The following is a 22937-nucleotide window of genomic DNA, read 5'->3' on the forward strand; positions in this document are numbered from 1 at the left end:
GTTACTATATTTTTAAAGAAATGAAGACAAAGTGACAAGTTGTTTATTTTTATTTTTTCTAAAACTTGTGATTTCTGTTCCACGTAGAACATTCTTATTACGTAAGGCAATCATCATACGGCCTTCAGTATTTGGAATGTCGACAAGCGTCTCTTCAACTATCTCCCACTTATTTCCAAGCCAATCCAGATCTTCTAATTCATAGAAGTTAGGCCCTTTGTAGAAGATCACGTTTACAGTCTTATCAGTGATAATTAATGGGAGAAGATTTTGTATCGTTGATACGGCCTTGAATGTAATAGTACAGTCGCGATCAAAATATACGTTCTCAAATCTTTGATGATAAGTCTTAACATTATCAAGACCGATGGCCTCAGCAATCTGGTTAACTACCTTCGACTTCTTCCCTCTTGCTTCAAAACCAATATACTTCTTATCTGGATTTAAACTAGCAAGTGGTAGTAATGGAAAGCCTCCGCCAAAACCAATATCGACATGGATCTTCGTCTTGTCATAGATCTTCTTAAGTGAAGCTACGTTTTCGATAGGTTTAACACTATCTACATATTGCTTATCAAAAAACTCTTCTGGTGTATTAATTCTTGTTAAGTTAATTCCTGCAAAAGGACCATTGATTTGTTCTAAGTACTTTTGGCAAAACTCTGTATCTTTCATCATAAAATATTACCTGCTACATAGGCTAAGGTTGCAGGACGAATCCCTACTATTCTTTGTAATTGGCCAAAACTTTCTGGCTTTATTTCTGTTATACGTTGGCGGCATTCAAATGAGATATTCTCACTTGCTACTAATACCTTCCAATCAACTGGTTTCTTACTCAAACGATTAATCTTTGCATTCTCTACTAGCGCACGATCAATATAACCTTCGTATTTAAGAGAGATAGCTACCGTACGAATAACATTCGGATCGAAGGCCATATTATTCTCATTTAACTCCGCTGCTAATACATCAACAGGATTTAAATGTGCCCTCTTTGATAACTCAGCAAGAGTTATATTTGAATTAAGAGGTCCATAGCCTTTTTCAGTGAAATAGTCTTTATTATTTGGGTTGGCCTTATATGTATAATTCTTAGCTACATTCCATATGATATTAAAGCTTCTTTCAAAGGATTCTTGGTATTGGTCAACATCTGCATATAATCCTAGTTGTTGACGATACTTTTTCATACGTAGAATTGTATTATCTTCTCTTACATAGAGACGGTTTTCATTACGTGCAGTAAATAGTCTATAAGGTTCATCTCTCTTATTTGAAACAAGGTCCTCTACCATAACTCCAATATATGAATCCTCGCGATCTAAAATAAACTTTTCTGCACCAATAGCTGATCTTGCAGCATTAACTCCTGCAATCAAGCCTTGTCCAGCGGCCTCTTCATAACCTGAAGTACCATTTACTTGTCCTGCGAAATAGAGTCCTGGTATTTCTTTAGACTGAAGTGTTCTATCCAGACATGTTGTATCGACTACATCGTATTCAACAGCGTATCCATAGATAGCAATCTCTGCTTTCTCCAGGCCTTCGATTGTGCGAATAAAGTCTAGCTGTATCTCACGAGGAAGAGATGTAGAGATACCATTTGGATAAAACGTATCTAATTCTAGTGATTCTGGTTCAACAAAGACGTGGTGAACATCCTTATCTTCATAACGATAGGCCTTATCCTCAATAGAAGGGCAATATCTAGGTCCAACACCTTTAATCTGACCATTAAAGATAGGACTTCTTTCTTTATTATCGCGTATAATCCCCAGGGTCTTTTCATTCGTTTTAGTAAGGTGGCAAGACACCTGTTCAACAAATCTTTCGTTTAAATCATGCCCAAAATGGAAGTTTACTGCAGTGGGATCACTTTCCTGCTCCACCATCTTAGAAAAATCGATCGAATCTCTCTTGAGACGTGCAGGAGTTCCTGTTTTAAACCTAGTCTTAAGTGCTGATACACCTACAAAGATATTCTCAAGAGAGTCGGCTTTTAGACAGTCGACACGACCACCATCTGATTGCTCTTCTCCTGTATGCATCTTCCCAGCTAAGAATGTACCTGTCGTAACAACGATCTTCTTTGAAAGATACTCACCTTCAGCTGTTTTAATAAGAAAAGAGTCTTGATCCTTGCTTACCCTCTCTACCATCTCACGAATAACAGTTATATTATCATTCGCAGCAACTTCAGCTTCTGCGTTCCTAGCGTATACTTCCTTATCAATCTGTACTCGAGTTGACTGTACAGCATAGCCCTTCGATTCATTAAGGGTACGATATTGGATAGCACTTCTATCCGCAAGTTTACCCATGATACCGCCAAGGGCATCTATCTCTCTTACAACCTGACCTTTACCTACTCCACCCACTGCTGGATTACATGGAGCCGATGCTATGCTCACACCAGGCATTGTTACGATTGCAACTTTTAAATCAAATTGAGCGGCAGCCCACGCAGCTTCAAGACCTGCATGTCCTCCACCAATGATGGCAACATCAAACATATTAATTCCAATTCTACACGTGTTCCACGTGGAACTTTTGCCATAATTTGTTCTACGTGGAACAAAAGGCGCAGTTCTAATAATAAAGTTCTACGTGGAACATTTAAGCTATATTTTAAGAAAAATCAATGGTTTATATATTATTTACCTATGCAGAAGTTGGTAAAGATATGTGTAAGAGTGTCGTCTGGACTAATAATTCCAATGAGTTCTGCGGTTTTCTTTTCAAGAATCGAAACTTCAGATGAAATAATAGCAATATCATCTAAGTGCTTAATATTATTAGAAAACTCTGTGAATTTTCCATAAATATCATTGATAACAACACGATGTCTTTCGATTGAAATAGGATCGCTATTACGTAATTTCAAATACTTAGATAATATATCCTGAGTGATTAACTCTGTTATATGAGCTGGTTCTATAGGACCAGTATTCTGATTCATTTCAGATTTTGCCCCTGTAGGACCAGAAATATCTTTTGGTTCTATAGGACCATTCTTGTGGTCTGCCCCCATAGGACCAAGATCTTTTTCAACTGGTTCTATAGAACCGCTTTGTGTATCTGGTCCGATAGGACCACATATTTCTACAAGACTTCCCTCGCCTTTTGAAGTGTCGGCACTATAGTATTTAATAGCCTTTGGAAGATTTGATTTAAATTTTTCTAAACTGATATCACCTTTGAATTCATCAAAATGTGTAAAGATTAGAGCATCAAAAAGAGTCTCTTTAATATCGTGATACTGATATTTTTCGACTTCATTAATATTCACGAGAAGTATTTTATAGAAAGCATTTTCAATTAAATTACGACTTCTTTTAATCCCCTCTTCTTCAATAACGTCAGTGGTATTGCGAAGTCCGGCCGTATCAACTAATTTAAAAGTTTCATTTCCAAGGCTGATATATTCAGAAATATAATCACGTGTGGTTCCAGCAATATCAGATACAATTGAGCGAGACTCATTTAAGAATAAATTGAATAGTGAGCTCTTACCTGCATTTGGTTCACCACAGAGAACAATGTCCGGTGACATTAAACTCTTAGCATTCACACTAGCACTTCGATGAAGTGAAGTAATATGACCACTAATATCAGCAACAGCATCATCTAATAATTTTTGAGACTGTTCCTCCCCTACATCTTCAGCAAAGTCGATATTAATTTCGACGGCCGCTTTCAGTTTTAAAAACTTATCGTAGAGATCTGTATATTTTTGATAAAGGCTTCCATTAAGAAGTTTAAGACCTTCATCAAGCATTAGAGAGGAAGAAGCATTTAAGAGAGCATCAAGTCCTTCGACTTGAGCAAGTGAGAGCTTCTTATTCTTTAGTGCTCGATAAGTGAATTCACCATTCTTTGCTAAACGAAAGTTACCAGAGTTAATGAATGCATTCATAATACGCTTTAAATTGAGTGTATTACCGTGTGCAGCTATCTCTAATATATTTTCACCATTGTAACTATTTGGGCCCTTAAAATACGTAATAACGACTTCGTCTAGGAAGTTTCCTTCCTGGTCATATAACTTAGTAAAAGTGGCCTTGCGAATTTCTAGATTTGATAAATCTTTTTTAAAGAATGGTCCTATAGAACCAATGCTGGAAAAACCAGATAAACGGATAACCCCTATGGCCGTATTTTCATTTAGGCCAGTCGAGCATGCGACAATAGGTAGGTCATCCGTTTCATATATCATGGTTAATTATGCTTCTGCAGTTTTGTAAACGTATAGTTGTTGTGCAATTCCCAGAATGTTTGAAACTGTGAAATACAGATTTAAACCAGCTGGAAGATCTTTCATAATGAAAATGAAAACGATCGGCATAATGTACATAATCTTCTGTTGATTTGGATCTGCAGAAGTTGAAGGATTAAGCTTAGTTTGCACAAGCATTGTAATCCCCATAATAGCAGGAAGAATATAGTACGGATCTTTTGCACTAAGGTCAGTTAACCAAAAGTAGAATGGTGAACCAACTAGTTCAACAGAGTTTGAAATTGCTTGATAGAAGGCAATGAAAATTGGAATTTGAAGAACCATTGGAAGACATCCACCAAGTGGTGAAGCACCAGATCTCTTAAATAATTCCATTGTTTCTTTTTGCTGCTTCATTGGATCGTCAGCATATTTTTCTTTAAGCTTTGCAATCTCTGGTTGAAGAACTTGCATCTTCTTCATTGATCTAAAAGACTTAGCTTGAAGAGGATAAGTAGCAAGACGAATAACAATTGTTAAAAGGATAATTGCAACACCGTAGTTTCCTACATAAGTGTAAAGCATTTGCATTGCTTTAAGAATTGGAACAGCAAAGATTCCAAAGATACCAAAATCGATTGATAGATCTAATTGATTATCAAATCCTAAAAGGTAGTCATAATTTTTTAAAGCATAAAGAACATAACCGTTGTAGTTCTTCTTACCATTTACAGTTTGGAAGAAGATCTCACCACTTTCAGTGGCCATGTAATTGATAGTTTGCTTTTCATTAAATACGTTAAAGAAAACATGGTGATTAAAATCTAGAGCAACCCACTTTAAGCTCCCCTCACCTTTCTCATCTGATTCTAAGTTATAACGATCAGTATCTATTCCCTGAACAACATACTGACGATAAGTTCTATTATCAGATTGTTTTTCAGTCGCTGACATATTGTATGAAAGTTTAAAGTCTTGGTTACCATTTAGTTGGTAAGAAAGACGGCCATCATTTTCTAATTTTAAACGAATTGAAATTTGCTTATTAAGGTCATTACCTACAACTTCATTTTCTTGTGTTTGTTCATCAAATACAAAGTTGAAATTTTGTAGATTGTTATTCGTATCAATTAACTTAAAGTTAAAAAAGTTATCTTTGTCAGAAAGCTCTTTTAAAGTCATTGAAGTTTTATTTCCAACAGCTTCACTAAAAGAAAGATCGCTATTTACTGTATAGAAAAAAGAACCTGCTTTAAGAGTTACTGAAGTTAGATTAGTAGCTTTATTTGTTTGCGTAGCAATTGGCTTCGTTTCAGATGAAGAAGTCGTTGCTGTGCCTTGTGTGTTTTGAGTTTGTACTTGTTCTTGCTTAACTGGTTGTTGAACTGGTTGGTTTGAACTGAAAAGTGCTTGCCATGTGAAAACAATTACACCAGTAAGAACAAACGCTAAGACAGTGCGTTTTTGATCATTATTCATTCTTTAATACTCCTAGAGTGTATTTTCTTAAGTGCTTAAGTATGGAGATTTTTAACACGCTATAAAGGAGTTGTTAATCTTTTATTGAATTTTTGCAAAGGCGTTCACAAGGGAATTTCGAAGATCTTCTTTGGGATTTTGTGAATTTTTAAAAAGACGATTAGAAACAACAATCATAAAGTCCTTACCGTTGTTACGGTAGGAACTCGTACGAAAGAATTCTCTAATTATTCTCTTACAAAGATTACGCTTATTAGCTTTACCGACTTTTTTGGTAACAGAAAAACCGACTCTGGAAGTTTCAGAGTTAAGACGTGATGGCTTGTAATAAATACGAAGCCAACGATCAGTGACTACATGAGAATTTTTTCTTAAATAAGAAAAATCTTCAGTTGATAGCAGTCTTGAACTTTTATCAAAAGTGCTATCAACTGATGTCATTATTTCTTACCGTGAGAAACTGTAAGTTGCTTACGTCCCTTAGCTCTACGAGCTTTGATAACGTTACGCCCACCTGCTGATTCCATTCTCTTAAGGAATCCGTGTACTCTCATTCTTTTCTTTCTTTTTGGCTGCCAAGTTCTTTTAGACATCTTCAACCTACCTAACTATAACTGTTTAACTAAAAATTAATATTGTAAGGGCTAGTATTATACCATTTCGCATCACTGGTCAATGGCCCTGTACATAGTGCAGGCCAAAATAATTGATTTATTTGGCCATGCGTAAAAAACCCATTTTTTTATTGGCCTAGGATTTTGGGCCATGATACAAATTCTCCCCACAACACGTAATTAAAGAAAAATTGACGAGTAGATGCTCAAGGGAATCCAACATGCAGGGAAATTTTCCTTTTAATGAATTTTTAAAGAATTCTAACCCATCAAGTAATAAAATCAACAACATAGAAGATCTTGCCAATAAGAATATTATTGAGGATCCCTTCAATATTAAGCAAAATTTAAATCAACCATCATATAATAGCTCTAGCCTATCGGACGATTTCTTCAGTGCTGAAGAACTAGATATGATGAATACTGAGATTCATAACTCATTGAGATCACTAGTAAATGCGCAAAAATACGCATCTTTCTTTCAAGGTGACTTCTTCAGATTAATGAATATTGATGGTGAAAGAGCAATCTTTTCAACAACGACTAACTTTATTAAGTCATTTATTGAGAAGAATTTGGACCAAATCAGCCAAAGTATTGTAAATACGTTAGGAAAATCATATCAGATTGAGATTATTGCTAACAATAACAATAACTTAGCTCAACCTAGCCTATCACAACACTTAAATAATGGTCCTATAGAACCAACTCAAAATAAGCCTAAATCGGCCAATGAAATCTCATTTTCATTAGATCTTGAGCCAGTACAAGAAGACCTACTTTCTCAAGTAGAATCTAAGTATATCGATCACGTAAGTGACGACTACAATAATATCGTTATTGATCGAAGCAAAACATTTAAAAACTTTGTTATCGGTCCATCAAATAATATGGCCTATGCTGCTTCTGTAGCTATTGCTAAAAGTCCTGGTAAAGCTGGTAAATATCCATCGCTTTATATTCATTCAAATTCAGGACTTGGTAAGACTCACCTCTTACATGCCATGGCCAACGGTATTCACAATCAATATCCTCACTATGTTATTTGCTTAATTACAGCACGTGATTTCATGAAGGAAATGATTGAATCGATTCGCAATAAACAACTACCAGAATTCCGTTCAAAGTATTCTGATAAAGTTGATGTTCTTATGATTGATGATGTCCATGAACTTAAAGGTAAAGAAGGAACACAACGTGAGTTCTTCCACATCTTTAATGAGCTATATCAAAAAGGAAAACAACTAATCTTCACGTCTGATAAAACTCCACAAGAGATTAACGGACTAGAAGAAAGAATTAAGACTCGCCTACAATGGGGCCTAGTTGTTGATATTCAAAAACCAGATATCGAAACACGTGTTGCAATCATTAATGCTAAGGCCGATGATCTTGACCTATTCTTATCTGAAGATATTGTGAACCTAATTGCATGTAATGTTAAAAACTCGATTAGAGAGCTTGAGGGTGCTCTAATTAAGCTTTCAGCCTACTCTGACATCATGAAGGTCGATATCGAATTAGAGATGGTTAAAGAGGTTCTAGGACTTAGAGATTACGAAGACGAAAAGAAAATAACAATTGAAGGAATTGCTAAGCAGACTTCACAGTATTTTAAAATTCCAGTTGCTGATCTTAAGTCTAAGTCACGTGTAAAAGACATTGCTAATGCACGTTTTGTGGCCATGTACTTATGTCGTAAGCTTGCAAGTGCAACACATGAAGAGATTGGTCAATTCTTTGGTGGACGTGATCACAGCTCTGTTGTTCACGCTGAACAAAAGATTTCAAAACAACTGTCTCAAGATCCGATGCTTTCTAAGACAATTATGACGATTGAAAATTCGTTATAATCCCCTACTAAATTACTGACTAGTCAACTGACTAACCAAGATATAGGCCGTGTTATTCACGGCCTTTTTTTATATTCAGGATGAATAGTATGTCAGCGAGAGGCAGGAGCCGAAGCTGACGCAGTACCTTATGAATTGGCCGGCTATTTGGCCAGTCGGCCGTGGATTATTGAGTGGCCAATCCCCGACTCTATCCACGAAAAATTTGTGGAATGTTGATATTGTGACTAGTCATTAGGCCGACAAATTCACACCAGTATTTGACTAATCAGTTTTGGTCCTACGAAATGTGAGTTATTCACGGCCCTAGACGGCCAATCCACGGCCAAGAAAATTAATTGTGAATTAATAAATCCTATTATTTCATATAGTTATACAATAAATCTAAACTTATTCACGGCCGTTAATAATATTATCGACACAAATTAAGGCCGTGGATAAAAAAGTTATCAACATGTTTGTAATTTGTGAGTAAATGACTGGCCAAAATAGGTTATTTTAAAGAAATTTTCTTGGCCAAAAAATTATTCACAATAGGCCGTGAGCAAAAATCTAATAACATTATAGTTTTGTTACAATTTTGATAATATACGAATGAATGCAAAGCACAAAAAAAAGTAGTCAACGTTTGCCAACAATGGCCAAATTGAGAAGACAAGCTAATAAAAGGGGAGTCGCCAGTTATGAACTTATCCACAGGATTATATATAATATATATATAAATATATATAAAAAGAAGAAGAGTTAAATGCTCTAGACACGCTTGCTAACTAGTGTTTTCCATTATACAACATTACAAATAATTTTCTGATAGGATTAAAAATGAAGCTTAGGGTTGATACAGATAACTTAAGAGATGCATTAAACAAAATTTTAACTGTTATTGATAAGAAGAATTCAAGACCGATATTAACATATACGTTACTGACTGTTAGCAATGATAAAATATATCTTTCAGCAACAGATCTTGAAGTATCAGCAAAGTATTCAATTAATGCATCAACTGAAGGAACAGCTTCATTCTGTATAAACGCTAAGAATCTATTTGATATATTAAAAGAACTTCCTAACACAGATATCAACATTGAGTTGGAAGATGGTGAAAATCTTCTAAAAATAAATTGTGAAGAAATTCATTATTCACTTTTAATTTACGAAGCAGATGAATTTCCTAAGTTACACTTTGGAAGCGAAAATACTTTCACTCTAAATTCAGATGATCTATTAAACTTAATCACTAAAACTTCATACGCTATCTCAAACGATGAAACGAGACTTCACTTTAACGGAATTTATTTTCAAGAAGTAGAAGGGAAGTTAAGAGCTGTATCAACTGATGGACATCGTCTGTCTCTAATTGAAAATGATATCTCTGAACAAAATAACGAAGCTCTTATCAATGGAATTATTATTCCTAAGAAGGGTGTAGCAGAACTTAGAAAAATCGCAGAAACTTATCCAGGTGCTAATCTGTTTATTTCTGTTGATGACTCATATTTATATGTAACAGCTAATGAACAATATCAACTTGGTATTCGTTTAATTGCTAGAGAGTATCCAAAGTATCAAGCAGTAATTCCTGCTAAGACAACTTACTCACTAACAGCTGATAAAGAAATCATTCAAAACGCTATTAGACGTATCAAGATTATGTCTAACGAGAAGTCTAATGCTGTAAAGCTTAAGCTTACTGAAAACCACATGACGATCTCTGCAAACCATCCTTCACTTGGTGATGCTAAAGAGACAATTCCAGTTGATTACGAAGGTAAAGAAATTGAAATTGGTTTTAATGCTCGTTTTCTATTAGATTCAATTGCAATTCTAAATACAGAAAATGTAACTTTTGAATTTAATAACGAATTTTCAGCGGTAATCGTAAGATCAAATGATATCCAAAATTATCTTGGAATCATTATGCCACTTAGAATCTAGTACTTTGAAACTTGTAAAACTTCAGGTAACAAATTTTCGAAACCTAGAACCAGATATTATTTCTTTTAATGGAAATATCAATTGTATCTTAGGTGAAAACGGAAATGGAAAGACAAATATATTAGAAGCTTTACATGTCTTAGTAACGAGAAAATCGTTTCGTAAAAACACAACTTTTCCACAGCTATTAAGTATTGATGGGGATAACCCCGAGATATTATTTTCATCGCTCTTTGCTAACGATGGAGACAATATTACTTTCAGTGGAAAGATGAATCCACAGGGTTCGACTTGGGCCTTAAACGGTAAGAATACGAAAAAGAAGCTCGATGCAAAGTTAGTCTTTATCAATCCATTTGATTCATACTCTTTTTCTAATATTCCAAGCTTTAGAAGAAAGTGGTTTGATGATCATCTGTCGATGCTTAGTCGCGACTACAAGAAGGTATTAAATCAGTACAATTCTGCTCTTAGGTTTAGAAATGTTCTCTTATCTAAAAAGCCTTCACAATTTCGTGATCAGTTAAATATTATTGATCGTCAAATGGCAGACTATGCGTATGAGCTAGTGGCCATGAGAAACCAATTCGTCACTGAACTTATTCCATTTTGTGAAAATACATATCGCGATATCTTTTCAGAAGATCATTCCCTAAAAATTGAAGTTGATTCTCGTTTTCATGGTTATTCACCAGAGATGATCTTTGATTATATGCAACAAAGGCTAGAAAAAGACTTAGTAGTAGGGCATACGACCTATCAAGTTCATAAAGATGACTATGTGCTTCTTTTTGATGGGATGAATGCATACGAATTTTGTTCTTTAGGCCAACAAAAAATGTCTTATTTGAGCCTCTTATTTGCCTATATAGAGCTATTTAGGTATAACTTTAACACCTATCCAATTGTACTTATCGACGACGTCTCAGGGGAACTAGACAAGGCGAGATGGGGTAGGCTGGTTAAATTTTTGGAACAACGAGAGTTCCAAGTTTTAATCACGACAGCTAATGAAAAATTTAAGGAAGAATTAGAAAAAATTAATGGCGCAAATAAGATCTATATTTCGAACGGTTCCGTTAACTAGTCTTCCAAAAATTTATATTTTTTAAAACAACACACTGACACAAGAAATTGGAAGAGAGGTTCCTTTTGGAAAATCAAGAAAATCAAGCAGGAAGTATTGGTAAGGTCGGACAAGAATATGGTGCAAGCCAGATTAGTGTTCTTGAAGGACTAGAGGCCGTAAGAAAAAGACCAGGGATGTATATTGGTGATACGGCCAATCGTGGTCTACATCACTGTGTATATGAAATTGTTGATAACGCAGTCGATGAAGCTCTTGCGGGTTATTGTAGCGAAATTAAAGTTATTATTCACGTTGATAACTCTGTAACTGTTATCGATGATGGGCGAGGGATCCCAGTTGATATTCACCCGAAAGAAGGTGTATCTGCGGCAGAACTTGTATATACAAAGCTTCACGCTGGTGGAAAATTTAACGAAGACGGTGGAGCTTATAAAGTTTCAGGTGGTCTACACGGTGTAGGTGCTTCAGTTGTAAACGCACTATCTAAGTGGGTTAAAGTTGAAATTAAAAAGCATGGAAAAATTCACCAAGTAGAATTCAACCATGGTGTAACTAAAGAGCCACTTAAAGTTGTTGGTGAATTAGAAGATAAAACTCAAACTGGAACGTCTGTAACATTCAAACCAGATAATGAAATTTTTGAAGTACACGAATTCAATTACGATACATTAACAAATCGTTTTAGAGAGATGGCATTTCTTAACAGAGGTCTTAAGATTGTTGTTAAGGATGAGAGAACAGATAAGAATGAAACTTTTCATTATGAAGGTGGTCTTATTCAATTCGTTGAGTACTTAAACAGAGCAAAGACTGTTGTTCACAAAGAGCCAATCTATATTGCAGAATCAAGAGAAGATTACGAAGTTGAAATTTCAATGCAATGGACGGATTCATACTCAGAAGTTCTTTCTGGTTATGCCAACGCAATTACAACTCCTGGTGGTGGAACTCACATCTCTGGATTTAAAACTGCACTTACTCGTGTTCTAAATGCATATGCAAAAGATAATAACCTGCTTAAAGGAATTAAAACGAATTTAACAGGTGATGATATGAGAGAGGGGTTAACAGCAATTATTTCTGTTAAGCTTCCAGAGCTTCAATTCGAAGGTCAAACAAAAGATAAACTAGGTAACTCTGAAGTTGAAGGTATCGTTAACTCTCTAGTTGGTGATGCACTTAAGAGATACTTAGAAGAAAATCCATCGACAGCAAAAACGATTATTAGAAAATCAGTTGATGCTGCAGCTGCAAGAGAAGCTGCTCGTCGTGCTCGTGAATTAACTAGAAGAAAGTCAGTTCTAGATATGGGTGGCCTTCCAGGTAAGATGGCAGACTGTCAGGAAAAAGATCCAGCTCTTTCAGAAATTTACATCGTAGAGGGTGACTCTGCCGGTGGTTCTGCTAAGCAGGGTAGAGATAGAAAGTATCAAGCAGTACTTCCACTAAAAGGGAAAATTCTTAACGTTGAAAAAGCACGTTATGACAAAATGCTTGGTAACGCCGAAATTAAAATGATCGTTCAAGCAATGGGTACAGGGATTGGAAAAGGTAACTTTGATATCTCAAAACTTCGTTACCACAAGCTTGTTATCATGACAGATGCCGACGTCGATGGTTCTCACATTAGAACTCTTATTTTAACTCTTCTATACCGTCAGTTCCCTGAACTGATTGAACAAGGTTATGTTTATATCGCACAACCGCCATTATATAAGTACAAGAAAGGTAAGAAAGAGATTTATCTAAAAGATGAAAAAGCTCTTGAGACTTTCCTAGTTGCAAACGCAATTGAAGGTACTGCTATTAATTTCGACGGTGAAATGATTGATGAAGAAGTTGCTAAAGGCTTAATCAATAAGTTTACTCAATATGATAAAACTCTTAAGTCATATGATATTCACTTCGATACATTCTTACTAAGACACCTAATCGAAGAAATTGGTATCACAGCTGCAGATCTTAAGGATCGTTCAAAGCTTGATGGTATCGTTAATAAACTTGATGAACACTTCAAAACTCAAGAGTCTGAAACATTAAGAAATTACACTTTCTCAATTGAAGAAGACAAAGAGCATGAATCAAATCTTATTCGTATCAATGTTAAGACAACTGCTAGAACTAAGAAATTTAAATTAAGCTCATACTTCCTAGAGTCGTCTGAGTATGCAGATTTAATGAACCTATACGATGGAATCCAAAAATTTAAAGTTGGAAAATTTATCGTTAAGGGTGAAAAAGGTGATGCAAAGGAATTTGAATCACTAAGAGCATTTGCTTCTTATATTATCGATGATGCAAAACAAGGTGCTTACATCCAACGTTATAAGGGTCTTGGAGAAATGAACCCTGAACAACTTTGGGAAACAACAATGAATCCTGAAAACCGTACACTTCTACAAGTAAAGATTGAAGATACGATTGAAGCTGATTCAGTATTCTCTGTTCTAATGGGTGACCAGGTAGAACCAAGAAGACAATTCGTTGAAGAGAATGCACTTAATGTAAGAAATCTGGACGTATAGGACTAAGTTATGACTGATGAAACAAATATCACAAATGAAAATGATAATGGTGATGGTGGAAATCACAATCACGGAAATATTCAACAAATCGGTATTCGCGATGAGATGAAAAATTGTTACCTCGATTACGCAATGTCTGTAATCGTTGGTCGTGCACTTCCAGATGTACGTGACGGAATGAAGCCAGTTCACCGTCGTTGTCTGTATGCGATGCACTCACTAGGTAACTACCACAATAAACCATTCCTAAAGTCTGCCCGTGTTGTTGGTGACGTTATTGGTAAGTATCACCCACACGGTGACTCTGCGGTTTATAATACAATCGTACGTATGGCCCAAGATTTCTCAATGAGATATCCAATGGTTCAAGGTCAGGGGAACTTCGGTTCAATTGACGGTGATAACGCTGCGGCCATGAGGTATACAGAGATCAGAATGCAGAAGCTTTCTGAAGAGATGCTAAAAGACTTAGATAAAGAAACAGTTGATTGGCAACCTAACTACGATGACTCTCTTAAAGAGCCAACAGTTCTTCCAACTAAGATTCCTAATCTTTTAGTTAACGGATCTGCAGGTATTGCCGTAGGTATGGCAACAAATATTCCTCCACATAACTTAACAGAAGTTATGACGGCACTAACAGAACTTGTTGATAATCGTGAAATGTCGATTGAAGACATTATGAAGATTATTCCAGGTCCAGACTTTCCAACTGCTGGAACAATTCACGGTACTGAAGGTATTCGCTCTGCTTACAAAACAGGTAAGGGTGTTGTTCAGATGCGTGCAAAAATGGATGTGGAAATCCACGGTAAGAAACAAGATCGTGAAAGAATTGTTATTACTGAACTTCCATACCAAGTTAACAAAGCTAAGCTAATTGAAAAGATTGCAGACCTTGTAAACTCTAAGTCACTAGTTGGTATTTCAGATCTACGTGATGAATCTTCTCGTGAGGGGATTCGTGTTGTTATCGATCTTAAAAAAGGTGAGATCGCAACTGTAGTTATGAATAAGCTTTATAAGCAAACTGCACTACAATCTTCTTTTGGTATTATCTTCTTATCAATTGTTAACTCTTCTCCAAAAGTTCTTAATATCAAAGAACAACTAGAGTGTTTCATTGATCACAGAAGAGAGATCATTATTCGTCGTACAGTATACGAACTTAAGAAAGCACGTGAGCGCGCGCATATCTTAGAAGGTTTAAAAGTTGCTGTTGAGAATATCGATGAAGTCGTTGAGATGATCAAAAAATCTGACGGGCCTCAAGATGCTCGTGAGAAATTAATGAGTACATTCTCATTAAGTGAGATTCAAGCTCAAGCAATTCTAGATATGAGACTTCAACGTCTAACAGGTCTAGAAAGAGATAAGATCATTGCTGACTATGAAGCAATTATGAAAGAGATTGCACGCTTAGAAGGAATCCTTGGTTCTGAAGATAAGATTAAAGCAATCATCAAAGAAGAATTCACTGAAGTAATCGAAAAATACGGTGACGAGAGAAGAACTGAAATCGTTGCAAAAGCTGACGAAATTCAAATTGAAGATCTTGTTGCAAGTGAAGAGATGATTGTAACAATCACTCACAAAGGTTACGTAAAGCGTATGCCACTTGATACTTACAAAGCGCAAAAGCGTGGTGGTAAAGGTGTTAAGGGTGCTGCAAACGAAGACGATTTCTTCACAAATATCTTTACGGCAAATACTCACGATAAGCTTCTATTCTTTACAAGCCGTGGACAAGTATTCTCGAAGAAGGTTTACGAAATTCCTGAGGGAACGAGAACTTCTAAGGGACGTAATATTGCAAACCTTATCCAAATCCCAAGTGGTGATCGCGTAACAGAAATTATCTGTGTACCACACGATATGGATATGAATGAGAAGTACCTAATCTTCGCAACTAACAAAGGTCTAGTTAAGAAGACAGCTCTTGAAGAGTACTCGAATGTTAAGCAGTCGGGTCTAATTGCAATTAAACTTCAAGATGGTGACCATATTGTAAATGTTAGAATCAATGATGGATCTAAAGATATCCTACTTTGTTCATCAGCTGGTAAGATCATCCGTTTCGACACAAATGATGCAAGACCAATGGGACGTGTTTCACAAGGTGTTAAAGGGATCAATATCAATACTGATGAAGAGAAAATCATTGGTATGGAATTAATTGACGATAATATGGAAATCCTATCTGTAACTGAGCATGGGTACGGTAAACGTACTGAATCTTCTCAATACCGTAAGCAGACTCGTGGTGGGAAAGGTATCCTCGCAATGAGATTAACTGATAAGAACGGTGAGATTGTTCAAATTAAACCAGTTACTGATAAAGATGATCTCATGATTATTACTGACCGCGGGCAAGTTGTTCGTACAAAGGTAAGTGGTGTTTCTCTAATGGGACGCGCGACTCAAGGTGTACGTCTAATTAAGCCTAAAGAAGGTGAGAAGGTTGTTTCAATTGCAAAGATAATTGAATCAGATGATGAAGATGGATCAACAACTGAAGAATAAATTCATAAGGGCCAGTTTTTTACTGGCCCTCGTTTTACTTACGTCTTGTGATTTCACACCAAGAATTCACAAAGATATCCTTATTGCGCAAAATCACATCTCAAATCAAGAGTACGCCCAAGCAGTGAAGCAGTACCACAAGATCTTAGAGATGGCGCCAAATGATGAAATCAAAATTAAGATCAATTATCAGATCGCAGAACTCTATGCCGTCTCTCTTGGCCAGTATAAGCGCGGAATTCACTTCTATGAGAAAATTCCAAAACTTACAACAGACCCAGTCTGGCTGGTAAAAACACAAGAACGTATCGGTGAGATTGCTTTTCTTTATATCAACGATTACGCCAAGGCCGCTGAGGTTTATAATAAGCTATCTGCATTTAGGCCTAAGCTTTCTAATCACGACCTCTATGAATTTCGTCTGGCCCGTTCATATATCAAATTAAAGCAATACGATAAGGCCACCGAACATTTAGTTTCCATGCACAATAATGGAAATCACAAATACTTCGTTGATAGCTTCTTCCAATCTGGCATCATGTATTTTGAATCCCAAGATTGGAATCGCGCCGTTCAGTACTTTCGCGAGTACATCAAGCGTGAAGATCGCCGCGACCTAAAAGTTCGTGCAATCTTTCTCATGGCCAACTGCTATGAAACTCTTGAACGCCTTCAAACTGCATACGACCTCTACTATTCAATCCTAGGGGAATACCCAAATAACAAAGTTATTCAAGATCGCCTTAACTCCGTTTACGAGCGTCGTGTTGCGAGGAAACGTTAGATGGCCCTTTATGACCCGAAATGGATTAAGCCAATGGCACTTGCCATGTCTCTGCCTTCAACGGCCCTCGTCGTTGCCTGGGGACTTTGGGAACTCGTTAAAAAAGATGTCATCACTCAAGGCTGGGCCGTAGGAATTTTTCTGGCGGTAATTGGGAATATTTTAATTTCGATGGTTGTGTATGCTCTCAAAAAAAATAAGAACTGATCTTGAAAACTTAGCAAGGTACGTCGTTACTTTTGGAACATCTTGCGGCAAAAGTGCCCCAAAGGGCAGTTTTGAAGCATAGATGCATGTGACTCAAGAATCAAAGAGCGCAAGCTCGCGTGATTCGGTTCGGTACGACGTTACTTTTGGAAATACCAACAACTTAACTTTCAAAATAAAAAATAATCCCCCTCATTTGATTCAAATTCTCATTTTTTCCATGAAGATCTTAGTATTTAATGCGTAATTCACGCTTTTAATGTGAATTCTGCTCTTAATTCCAACATAAATTTTTATAACTAATTGAAATTGTCAAAAGTATCGACGTACCAGTCATTGAAAATGAAATATTTTTAAAAATATGAAGCTAGTTATTTTAAGCTGAATAGTATTGATGCATAAAGCTCGCATGCCTAGACAAAAAAGAATCTTTCAAAATAACTTTCCGTATCATGTAACAAGGCGAACAAACAATCGTGACTGGTTTAATATACCCATTAATGAAGTATGGGACATAGTTAAAGATTCTATGAAGTATGCACAAGATAATGCACCTACGAAAGTACATGCATTTGTTCTAATGTCTAATCACTACCATTTATTAATTTCTACTCCGAAATGTAATCTTCATCATTTTATGATGTATTTTAATCGCAGATTATCTCGAGAAATAAATAGACGGGCAAAACGTGAAAACCATTGTTTTGCTAATGAGTACAAGGCTACGATTGTAAATGATCAAAGATATTTAGAAACAGTCTATCGTTATATTTATCAAAACCCTATGCGTGCAGGACTTACTGAAAATATTCATAGTTACCCTTATAGCTCTTTACACTTTAGTTCCTATGAAGCTAAGCAATTTAATTTTGAACCACATTTTCATTTTGAAAGAGAGAAAGCTTTTGAAGAAAAACGCTACTGTGCTGAAATGGAAAAAATTATCAGGAGTGGTCTTAGGAGAGGCGAGTTTAAATTATCTGAAAAAAATAAGAGGTTAGTACATCGATACCTATAAAAGTATCGACGTACCTTTCAAACCTTTCAAAGTTTTAGTTGGATTCTCTTTTTACGTAAAGCATTCCGTAAAGTACAAATAAGATCGAGATGACTGTACTCATATAAAATGGCGTGTCTGTCATACAGATTGCTAGGAACGTTACTAGCCCAGGTAGAGAGAATAAATAAATATCTCGATAACCTATTAGGTAAGTAAGAAGCCAACTTCCAAAAAATAATAAGAACGCAACTCCACCGAACGTACCTGCTAGAGCAAATGCATCTAGATATTGGTTATGTGAGTGGAAATGACACCATCTTGGCTTTAAGTCATATTTGTCTTGAATGACTTTACATGGCTCTTGGTAATTTTGGAAACCATAGCCCAGGATAGGTTTTTTTGTATACATAATGGCGGCAGTTTTGAACATAACGATTCGAGCATTGTCGCTTATGAAGTTCGGCTGAAAGCGATAGAAAGAAAGACCAGAATTACCAAAGATTATGTATAGAACTGCAGAAGCTAGTAATAATCCTGCAAGAAAAAGTGAAACGAAAGTTTTTCTATTTGTGTAATAGAATATGAATGGAAATCCCGCAATAAAAGCAAGGATAGCACCACGAGTATATGTAAAGTAAAGACCGATAAGATTTAAGATTAAAGAGATAATTACTAATTTAAGATTTACATATTTTTTAAATTTCTTGTAATGAACAAGAAGAGCCGCTGACATTACGCATATGATTGCATTCGTATATGAGTAATACATGATTCCAAGAAATGCACCTCTATTTCTCGGAGTACTAACAAATTTAAATTTTAAAATATGATAATCAAAGTTAACTGCTATAAATCCTACAACAGAGCTTATTGCACTAAGAGTTAATACCCAGAAAACAATTCTTCTAATCCACTGATCAGAAATCTTTGGGCCATATTGATAAAATGCAGCTGTGAATAATATAGGTGGTATGTAGTATTTAATTTTATTAAATTCACCTTCACCATTAACTACTAGAGACAGAACAAAAGTAAGGACTAAACTTATAAGAAAGATATGTTTCTTATCTTTAAAAACTGCAATGAATGATTCTTTCGAAGTGTAAAATGCTAATACTAGAATTAAAAGCATTCCAACTGCGACAAAAACCTTGTGAAAAATTGTCATTACTAAATAAAAGAAAATGGCCCAAGCAAACAAATTGAGCTTTCTTGATTCTGTCATAGATATTCCTGTCAAAAGTATTTGAAATCAACGCAAATTATAGTAACAATGCAGCCATGTTTAAAGAACTTCTTAATAAAATCGATTTCATTCGCTACTTTATGTTGTCACTTCCTATGGCACTTGTGTGTCTATATTTATTGACTCCAGGAAAGGAATGGATAGCGTTCGCTGTTTGCTATACGGCTACTGTAATATATTTAGTGATGTTTTGGATGGCCGTGGATGAGCTAATAAGGCCACATCGCGTTGATGGATACAAGGCCAATGGAAAGTATCTAGCGTTTTTATTTATAGGGAAGCTTGTTATTTTAATCGGGGCCCTATTATTTGGTGTACAAATACTTCAAAGTAAGATAATTATACCGGTAATAAATTATTTCTTAAATATATTTGTGCTGGGTGTCAGCATCAAAAAGGACTAATAATGAAAAAAATAGCCCTTCTTTTAACTACTTTATTAGCAACAAATGCACATGCAGCAGGTGGTTTCCTTTGGTTAGGTGAGCTTTCACATGCTCTTCACTTAGGTTATGTAGATCACATCTTCACTAAGTCATTCGTTGCAATCATCATTTTACTTGTAGCGCTTCTTTATAGAATGCGTGTTTCTAAAATGACTCTAGATGAGACAGTAGTTCCAGATAGAGGAATTTCTTTAAGAAACATCGTTGAGATGTATGGATCATTTATCTACACTCAATGTCGTGCAGTTCTTGGTGAAGATGATGCACCAAAATACTTCAAGTTCATTTCGTTCCTATTTATTACAATTTTCTTAGCGAACGTTATCGGTCTTGTTCCTGGTTTCTTACCTCCAACAGAATACATCAACACAACTCTTGCTCTTGGTGTACTTTCATTTGTTTATTACAACATCAAAGGTTGTAAAGAACTTGGTACAATGAATTACCTTGCACACTTTGCAGGTCCACTTTGGTACATGGCAATATTAATTTTCCCAATTGAGATTCTTTCAAACTTTATTCGTCCACTATCTCTAGCGCTACGTCTTAGAGGTAACATGATGGGTGACCACCACGTACTTACAACATTCCTCAACCTTGAAATTCTTGGTGTGAACGTTGGTATGTTTGGTGCTGCAATTCCATTCTACTTACTTGGACTTCTAGTTTGTTTTATCCAAGCTTACGTATTTACAATGTTATCAATGGTTTATATTAGTCTTGCAACTGCTCACCACGATCATGATGAGCACCACGCACACTAATTAAAACTTAAACTTAATAATTTAACTGTTACTTGATCAAAGTAACTAACGTTTTAGGAGACTATTATGGAAAACACTCAAGCAATTAAGTACATCGCGTATTTCTTAGCAATGGCTATCGCTGCATACGGTGGTACTGCTGCACAATCAAGAGCTGCATCTGTTGCTCTAGAAGGTATCGCAAGAAACCCATCTGCTGCTGACAAGATTCAAACTCCAATGATCCTTGGTCTAGCACTTATGGAATCACTTGTAATTTTCGTACTTATCTCAGTATTCCTTGCTGGTTAATTCGAAAATCTAAAATTGATTTTTAAAGGAAGGCAGTCGTAAGACTGCCTTTTTTGTATGCGGCATTTAGCAGTATGCTAAATGAAGCTGTGCAACCCTGTACGACCGAGCACGATGCGAGGGAGAGAGGGTTCCTTGCAAATAGTATTTCTATATTACATAAGATAATATTCTCTCATGTACACTCTAGAAAACGATCAAATCAAAATCCAAGTCGCCTCTATGGGGGCAGAATTAAAAAGCATTTATTCAAAAACAAAACAGAAAGAATATTTATGGCAGGCTGATCCAAGATGGTGGGGAAGATCTGCTCCGCATCTATTTCCTCGTATTGGTTATGAGACGAATGATTATATAGAAAAGCATAATATTGTTAAGCATGGTTATGCACGTGATACAGAATTCTTACTTATTAATAAATCTACGACATCACTTTCTTTTAAAATGAAAGACGAGCTAATTGTTACATACCGCTTAATAGAATCCTCTTTAGAAGTTGAGTATGAAGTATTAGCTGACTTTCCATATATGATTGGAGGACATCCTGCTTTCAATATAGATTCCCTACCAGTCACTTTACGATTTTCTACTAAGTGTGAATACTTTCATTTACTTGATGGTGTTATTGATAAGGCCAATACCTATAATATCGATTCTAATATTTTAGTTATCGATGAAAGTACATTTAATAATGATGCCATTGTTTTCAATAATTCATTTAATAATAATCAGGTGAGTTTAGGCAGTGACCTTTCAATGACATTCGATAGTGAGTTATTTGGCTTGTGGTCACCACCTAGTGCGCCTTTTGTTTGTTTGGAGCCTTGGTGGATTAGTCCCATAGAAAACAGAAATTTTAAATATACTATCAAATTGTTATATTAAAATATTTTTTATGCATTCTATTGAACGCTATTAAGTTAAAAAAACTAAATAGAACGATAAACATAGATGTAATGACAATCTTTCCAGTAACCTTATGTAATATCATTGCAATGATTATACATGCTGAATTTAGCATAAATAGAACTAATGCGGCTTGTATGTGACTTAGACCTTTTCTCAGTAAGATATGATGTAGATGGTTTTGATCAGGAGTAAAAGGGCTTTTTTTCTGAAGCAGTCTAATAAACATTACTCTTAATGTATCTAAAAGTGGGATAAATACAACTGCAACTGCTATAGATGGAGCAGATCTAAATTCAAAAACTAGATTAGTGCTATTGTGATTTAGATTTATAAATCTAATTAATAAATATGAAATTGTAAGACCTATTAGAAGAGATCCTGTGTCACCCATAAAAATTTTCGCTGGCGTTTTATTAAATTTCAAAAAGGCTAGCAGCGAACCTATTAGAGAGAGGCTGATTCCCAACTCTACTTGGAAGTTGTTTACTCCAAACCATGTGGCCAAGAATAAACAAGCAGAAATAGAAATAAGTCCTGCGAGCCAGTTGATACCATCAATTAAGTTGAATGCATTAATAAGGCCTACGAAAGCAAGTGTAGTAATTAGGTTTGACTCTACTTCGTTAAGGGCACCAATACCTAAAACACTGTAGAAATTATCGATTCTAACACCTGAGTAAAAAAAGATTATCTGTGCGCAAATTAATTGTACTAATAACTTTTTTCTAGCCGATAGAACAAATATGTCATCCTTGAGCCCAAGGAAAAAAATTATGAACTGTGTCGCTAGTAGATATTGAATACTATTGAATTGATCATTTGGTGTTAATAATAACGATGAAAAACAAATTCCCATAAAAAGTGCTATTCCACCCAAGGAAGGTACTTTATGTTTGTGGGCCGTTCTATGATTCGAATCTGTATATAAACTTGTGAATTCAGCAAATTTAATGAGAATTGGGATTGTTATATATGTAATAACAAAAGAGCTTATAATAATTAATATGCTAGTAATAATCATTGTTTGATTCTAGCAATCTTTTAAAAATGAA

General features: G+C 35.6%; 20 protein-coding genes. 12 read left to right on the forward strand and 8 right to left on the reverse strand.

The genetic code is table 11. From position 1 onward, the window contains the following. Nucleotides 1–12: 12 nt before the first annotated feature. The 6 genes from ABMA72_RS09355 to rpmH all read right to left on the reverse strand — a co-directional run bounded on the left by ABMA72_RS09355 (nt 13) and on the right by rpmH (nt 6291). A complete protein-coding gene (locus tag ABMA72_RS09355) occupies nt 13–678 on the reverse strand; it encodes a 16S rRNA (guanine(527)-N(7))-methyltransferase RsmG (RefSeq protein WP_392861406.1) in 666 nt (221 codons plus the stop codon). Further along, nucleotides 675–2516: a tRNA uridine-5-carboxymethylaminomethyl(34) synthesis enzyme MnmG gene (gene mnmG / locus ABMA72_RS09360; RefSeq protein WP_393056892.1), complete on the reverse strand. Its 1842-nt coding sequence runs from the start codon at nt 2514–2516 to the stop codon at nt 675–677. Before mnmG ends, ABMA72_RS09355 begins: the two co-directional genes overlap by 4 nt. A 140-nt stretch (nt 2517–2656) precedes the next feature. Next, nucleotides 2657–4219, reverse strand: a complete 1563-nt coding sequence (locus ABMA72_RS09365; RefSeq protein ID WP_393056894.1) for a tRNA modification GTPase — start codon at nt 4217–4219, stop codon at nt 2657–2659. Between the two features lie 6 nt (nt 4220–4225). Beyond that, nucleotides 4226–5698, reverse strand: coding sequence for a membrane protein insertase YidC (yidC, locus tag ABMA72_RS09370; RefSeq protein ID WP_393056895.1), 1473 nt, complete (start codon nt 5696–5698; stop codon nt 4226–4228). Between the two features lie 81 nt (nt 5699–5779). Beyond that, complete coding sequence (gene rnpA, locus ABMA72_RS09375; RefSeq protein ID WP_392861398.1) at nt 5780–6139, reverse strand: ribonuclease P protein component; 360 nt, start codon at nt 6137–6139, stop codon at nt 5780–5782. Continuing rightward, nucleotides 6139–6291: a 50S ribosomal protein L34 gene (gene rpmH / locus ABMA72_RS09380; RefSeq protein WP_021267474.1), complete on the reverse strand. Its 153-nt coding sequence runs from the start codon at nt 6289–6291 to the stop codon at nt 6139–6141. Before rpmH ends, rnpA begins: the two co-directional genes overlap by 1 nt. 242 nt (nt 6292–6533) lie before the next feature. Here rpmH and dnaA point away from each other — a divergent pair, with 242 nt between their 5' ends. From dnaA to ABMA72_RS09420, 8 genes are all read left to right on the forward strand, one after another. After that, entirely contained in the window at nt 6534–8165 is a 1632-nt protein-coding gene (gene dnaA, locus ABMA72_RS09385; protein WP_393056897.1) for a chromosomal replication initiator protein DnaA, read from the forward strand. A gap of 822 nt (nt 8166–8987) precedes the next feature. Continuing rightward, a complete protein-coding gene (gene dnaN, locus ABMA72_RS09390) occupies nt 8988–10100 on the forward strand; it encodes a DNA polymerase III subunit beta (RefSeq protein WP_392861394.1) in 1113 nt (370 codons plus the stop codon). A 4-nt stretch (nt 10101–10104) separates the two neighbouring features. Beyond that, nucleotides 10105–11187, forward strand: a complete 1083-nt coding sequence (recF, locus tag ABMA72_RS09395; RefSeq protein WP_392861392.1) for a DNA replication/repair protein RecF — start codon at nt 10105–10107, stop codon at nt 11185–11187. Between the two features lie 65 nt (nt 11188–11252). Continuing rightward, on the forward strand, nt 11253–13715 hold the full coding sequence (gyrB, locus tag ABMA72_RS09400) for a DNA topoisomerase (ATP-hydrolyzing) subunit B (RefSeq protein WP_393056899.1): 2463 nt from the start codon (nt 11253–11255) through the stop codon (nt 13713–13715). 9 nt (nt 13716–13724) lie between these two features. After that, entirely contained in the window at nt 13725–16238 is a 2514-nt protein-coding gene (gene gyrA, locus ABMA72_RS09405) for a DNA gyrase subunit A (RefSeq protein WP_392861388.1), read from the forward strand. Then, nucleotides 16207–17022: a tetratricopeptide repeat protein gene (locus tag ABMA72_RS09410; protein ID WP_392861386.1), complete on the forward strand. Its 816-nt coding sequence runs from the start codon at nt 16207–16209 to the stop codon at nt 17020–17022. Before gyrA ends, ABMA72_RS09410 begins: the two co-directional genes overlap by 32 nt. After that, nucleotides 17023–17229, forward strand: a complete 207-nt coding sequence (locus ABMA72_RS09415; RefSeq protein ID WP_393056901.1) for a hypothetical protein — start codon at nt 17023–17025, stop codon at nt 17227–17229. Nucleotides 17230–17638: 409 nt separating this feature from the next. After that, nucleotides 17639–18247, forward strand: a complete 609-nt coding sequence (locus ABMA72_RS09420; RefSeq protein ID WP_393056902.1) for a transposase — start codon at nt 17639–17641, stop codon at nt 18245–18247. Nucleotides 18248–18281: 34 nt separating this feature from the next. Here the strand turns inward: ABMA72_RS09420 and ABMA72_RS09425 are convergent, their stop codons facing one another. After that, complete coding sequence (locus tag ABMA72_RS09425) at nt 18282–19454, reverse strand: O-antigen ligase family protein (protein ID WP_393056904.1); 1173 nt, start codon at nt 19452–19454, stop codon at nt 18282–18284. Between the two features lie 56 nt (nt 19455–19510). Between ABMA72_RS09425 and ABMA72_RS09430 the strand changes: the two genes are divergently transcribed. The 4 genes from ABMA72_RS09430 (at nt 19511) to ABMA72_RS09445 (ending at nt 21861) form a co-directional block, all read left to right on the forward strand. Further along, nucleotides 19511–19879, forward strand: a complete 369-nt coding sequence (locus ABMA72_RS09430) for a hypothetical protein (protein ID WP_393056906.1) — start codon at nt 19511–19513, stop codon at nt 19877–19879. 2 nt (nt 19880–19881) lie between these two features. Continuing rightward, a complete protein-coding gene (atpB, locus tag ABMA72_RS09435; RefSeq protein WP_392861376.1) occupies nt 19882–20685 on the forward strand; it encodes a F0F1 ATP synthase subunit A in 804 nt (267 codons plus the stop codon). Nucleotides 20686–20751: 66 nt separating this feature from the next. Further along, nucleotides 20752–20976: an ATP synthase F0 subunit C gene (locus ABMA72_RS09440; protein WP_021267602.1), complete on the forward strand. Its 225-nt coding sequence runs from the start codon at nt 20752–20754 to the stop codon at nt 20974–20976. A 177-nt stretch (nt 20977–21153) separates the two neighbouring features. Then, on the forward strand, nt 21154–21861 hold the full coding sequence (locus ABMA72_RS09445) for a hypothetical protein (protein ID WP_393056908.1): 708 nt from the start codon (nt 21154–21156) through the stop codon (nt 21859–21861). Here ABMA72_RS09445 and ABMA72_RS09450 read toward each other — a convergent pair. After that, nucleotides 21845–22906 (reverse strand): MraY family glycosyltransferase, encoded by a 1062-nt coding sequence (locus tag ABMA72_RS09450; protein WP_393056910.1) that lies wholly within the window; start codon nt 22904–22906, stop codon nt 21845–21847. The two genes, ABMA72_RS09445 and ABMA72_RS09450, sit on opposite strands and share 17 nt — an antisense overlap. Between the last annotated feature and the right edge of the window lie 31 nt (nt 22907–22937).

It is taken from the genome of Halobacteriovorax sp. CON-3 (assembly GCF_043196995.1).
Lineage (GTDB): Bacteria > Bdellovibrionota > Bacteriovoracia > Bacteriovoracales > Bacteriovoracaceae > Halobacteriovorax_A.

What these genes read in the sequence shown, in the direction of transcription:
- rpmH (WP_021267474.1), bottom strand. Translation starts at nt 6,291, where the DNA reads ATGTCTAAAAGAACTTGGCAGCCAAAAAGAAAGAAAAGAATGAGAGTA.
- dnaN (WP_392861394.1), top strand. Translation starts at nt 8,988, where the DNA reads ATGAAGCTTAGGGTTGATACAGATAACTTAAGAGATGCATTAAACAAA.
- ABMA72_RS09415 (WP_393056901.1), top strand. Translation starts at nt 17,023, where the DNA reads ATGGCCCTTTATGACCCGAAATGGATTAAGCCAATGGCACTTGCCATG.
- ABMA72_RS09420 (WP_393056902.1), top strand. Translation starts at nt 17,639, where the DNA reads ATGCCTAGACAAAAAAGAATCTTTCAAAATAACTTTCCGTATCATGTA.
- ABMA72_RS09410 (WP_392861386.1), top strand. Translation starts at nt 16,207, where the DNA reads ATGATGAAGATGGATCAACAACTGAAGAATAAATTCATAAGGGCCAGT.
- ABMA72_RS09365 (WP_393056894.1), bottom strand. Translation starts at nt 4,219, where the DNA reads ATGATATATGAAACGGATGACCTACCTATTGTCGCATGCTCGACTGGC.
- rnpA (WP_392861398.1), bottom strand. Translation starts at nt 6,139, where the DNA reads ATGACATCAGTTGATAGCACTTTTGATAAAAGTTCAAGACTGCTATCA.
- ABMA72_RS09440 (WP_021267602.1), top strand. Translation starts at nt 20,752, where the DNA reads ATGGAAAACACTCAAGCAATTAAGTACATCGCGTATTTCTTAGCAATG.
- yidC (WP_393056895.1), bottom strand. Translation starts at nt 5,698, where the DNA reads ATGAATAATGATCAAAAACGCACTGTCTTAGCGTTTGTTCTTACTGGT.
- ABMA72_RS09450 (WP_393056910.1), bottom strand. Translation starts at nt 22,906, where the DNA reads ATGATTATTACTAGCATATTAATTATTATAAGCTCTTTTGTTATTACA.
- ABMA72_RS09430 (WP_393056906.1), top strand. Translation starts at nt 19,511, where the DNA reads ATGTTTAAAGAACTTCTTAATAAAATCGATTTCATTCGCTACTTTATG.
- mnmG (WP_393056892.1), bottom strand. Translation starts at nt 2,516, where the DNA reads ATGTTTGATGTTGCCATCATTGGTGGAGGACATGCAGGTCTTGAAGCT.
- gyrA (WP_392861388.1), top strand. Translation starts at nt 13,725, where the DNA reads ATGACTGATGAAACAAATATCACAAATGAAAATGATAATGGTGATGGT.
- atpB (WP_392861376.1), top strand. Translation starts at nt 19,882, where the DNA reads ATGAAAAAAATAGCCCTTCTTTTAACTACTTTATTAGCAACAAATGCA.
- ABMA72_RS09445 (WP_393056908.1), top strand. Translation starts at nt 21,154, where the DNA reads ATGTACACTCTAGAAAACGATCAAATCAAAATCCAAGTCGCCTCTATG.
- dnaA (WP_393056897.1), top strand. Translation starts at nt 6,534, where the DNA reads ATGCAGGGAAATTTTCCTTTTAATGAATTTTTAAAGAATTCTAACCCA.
- ABMA72_RS09355 (WP_392861406.1), bottom strand. Translation starts at nt 678, where the DNA reads ATGATGAAAGATACAGAGTTTTGCCAAAAGTACTTAGAACAAATCAAT.
- ABMA72_RS09425 (WP_393056904.1), bottom strand. Translation starts at nt 19,454, where the DNA reads ATGACAGAATCAAGAAAGCTCAATTTGTTTGCTTGGGCCATTTTCTTT.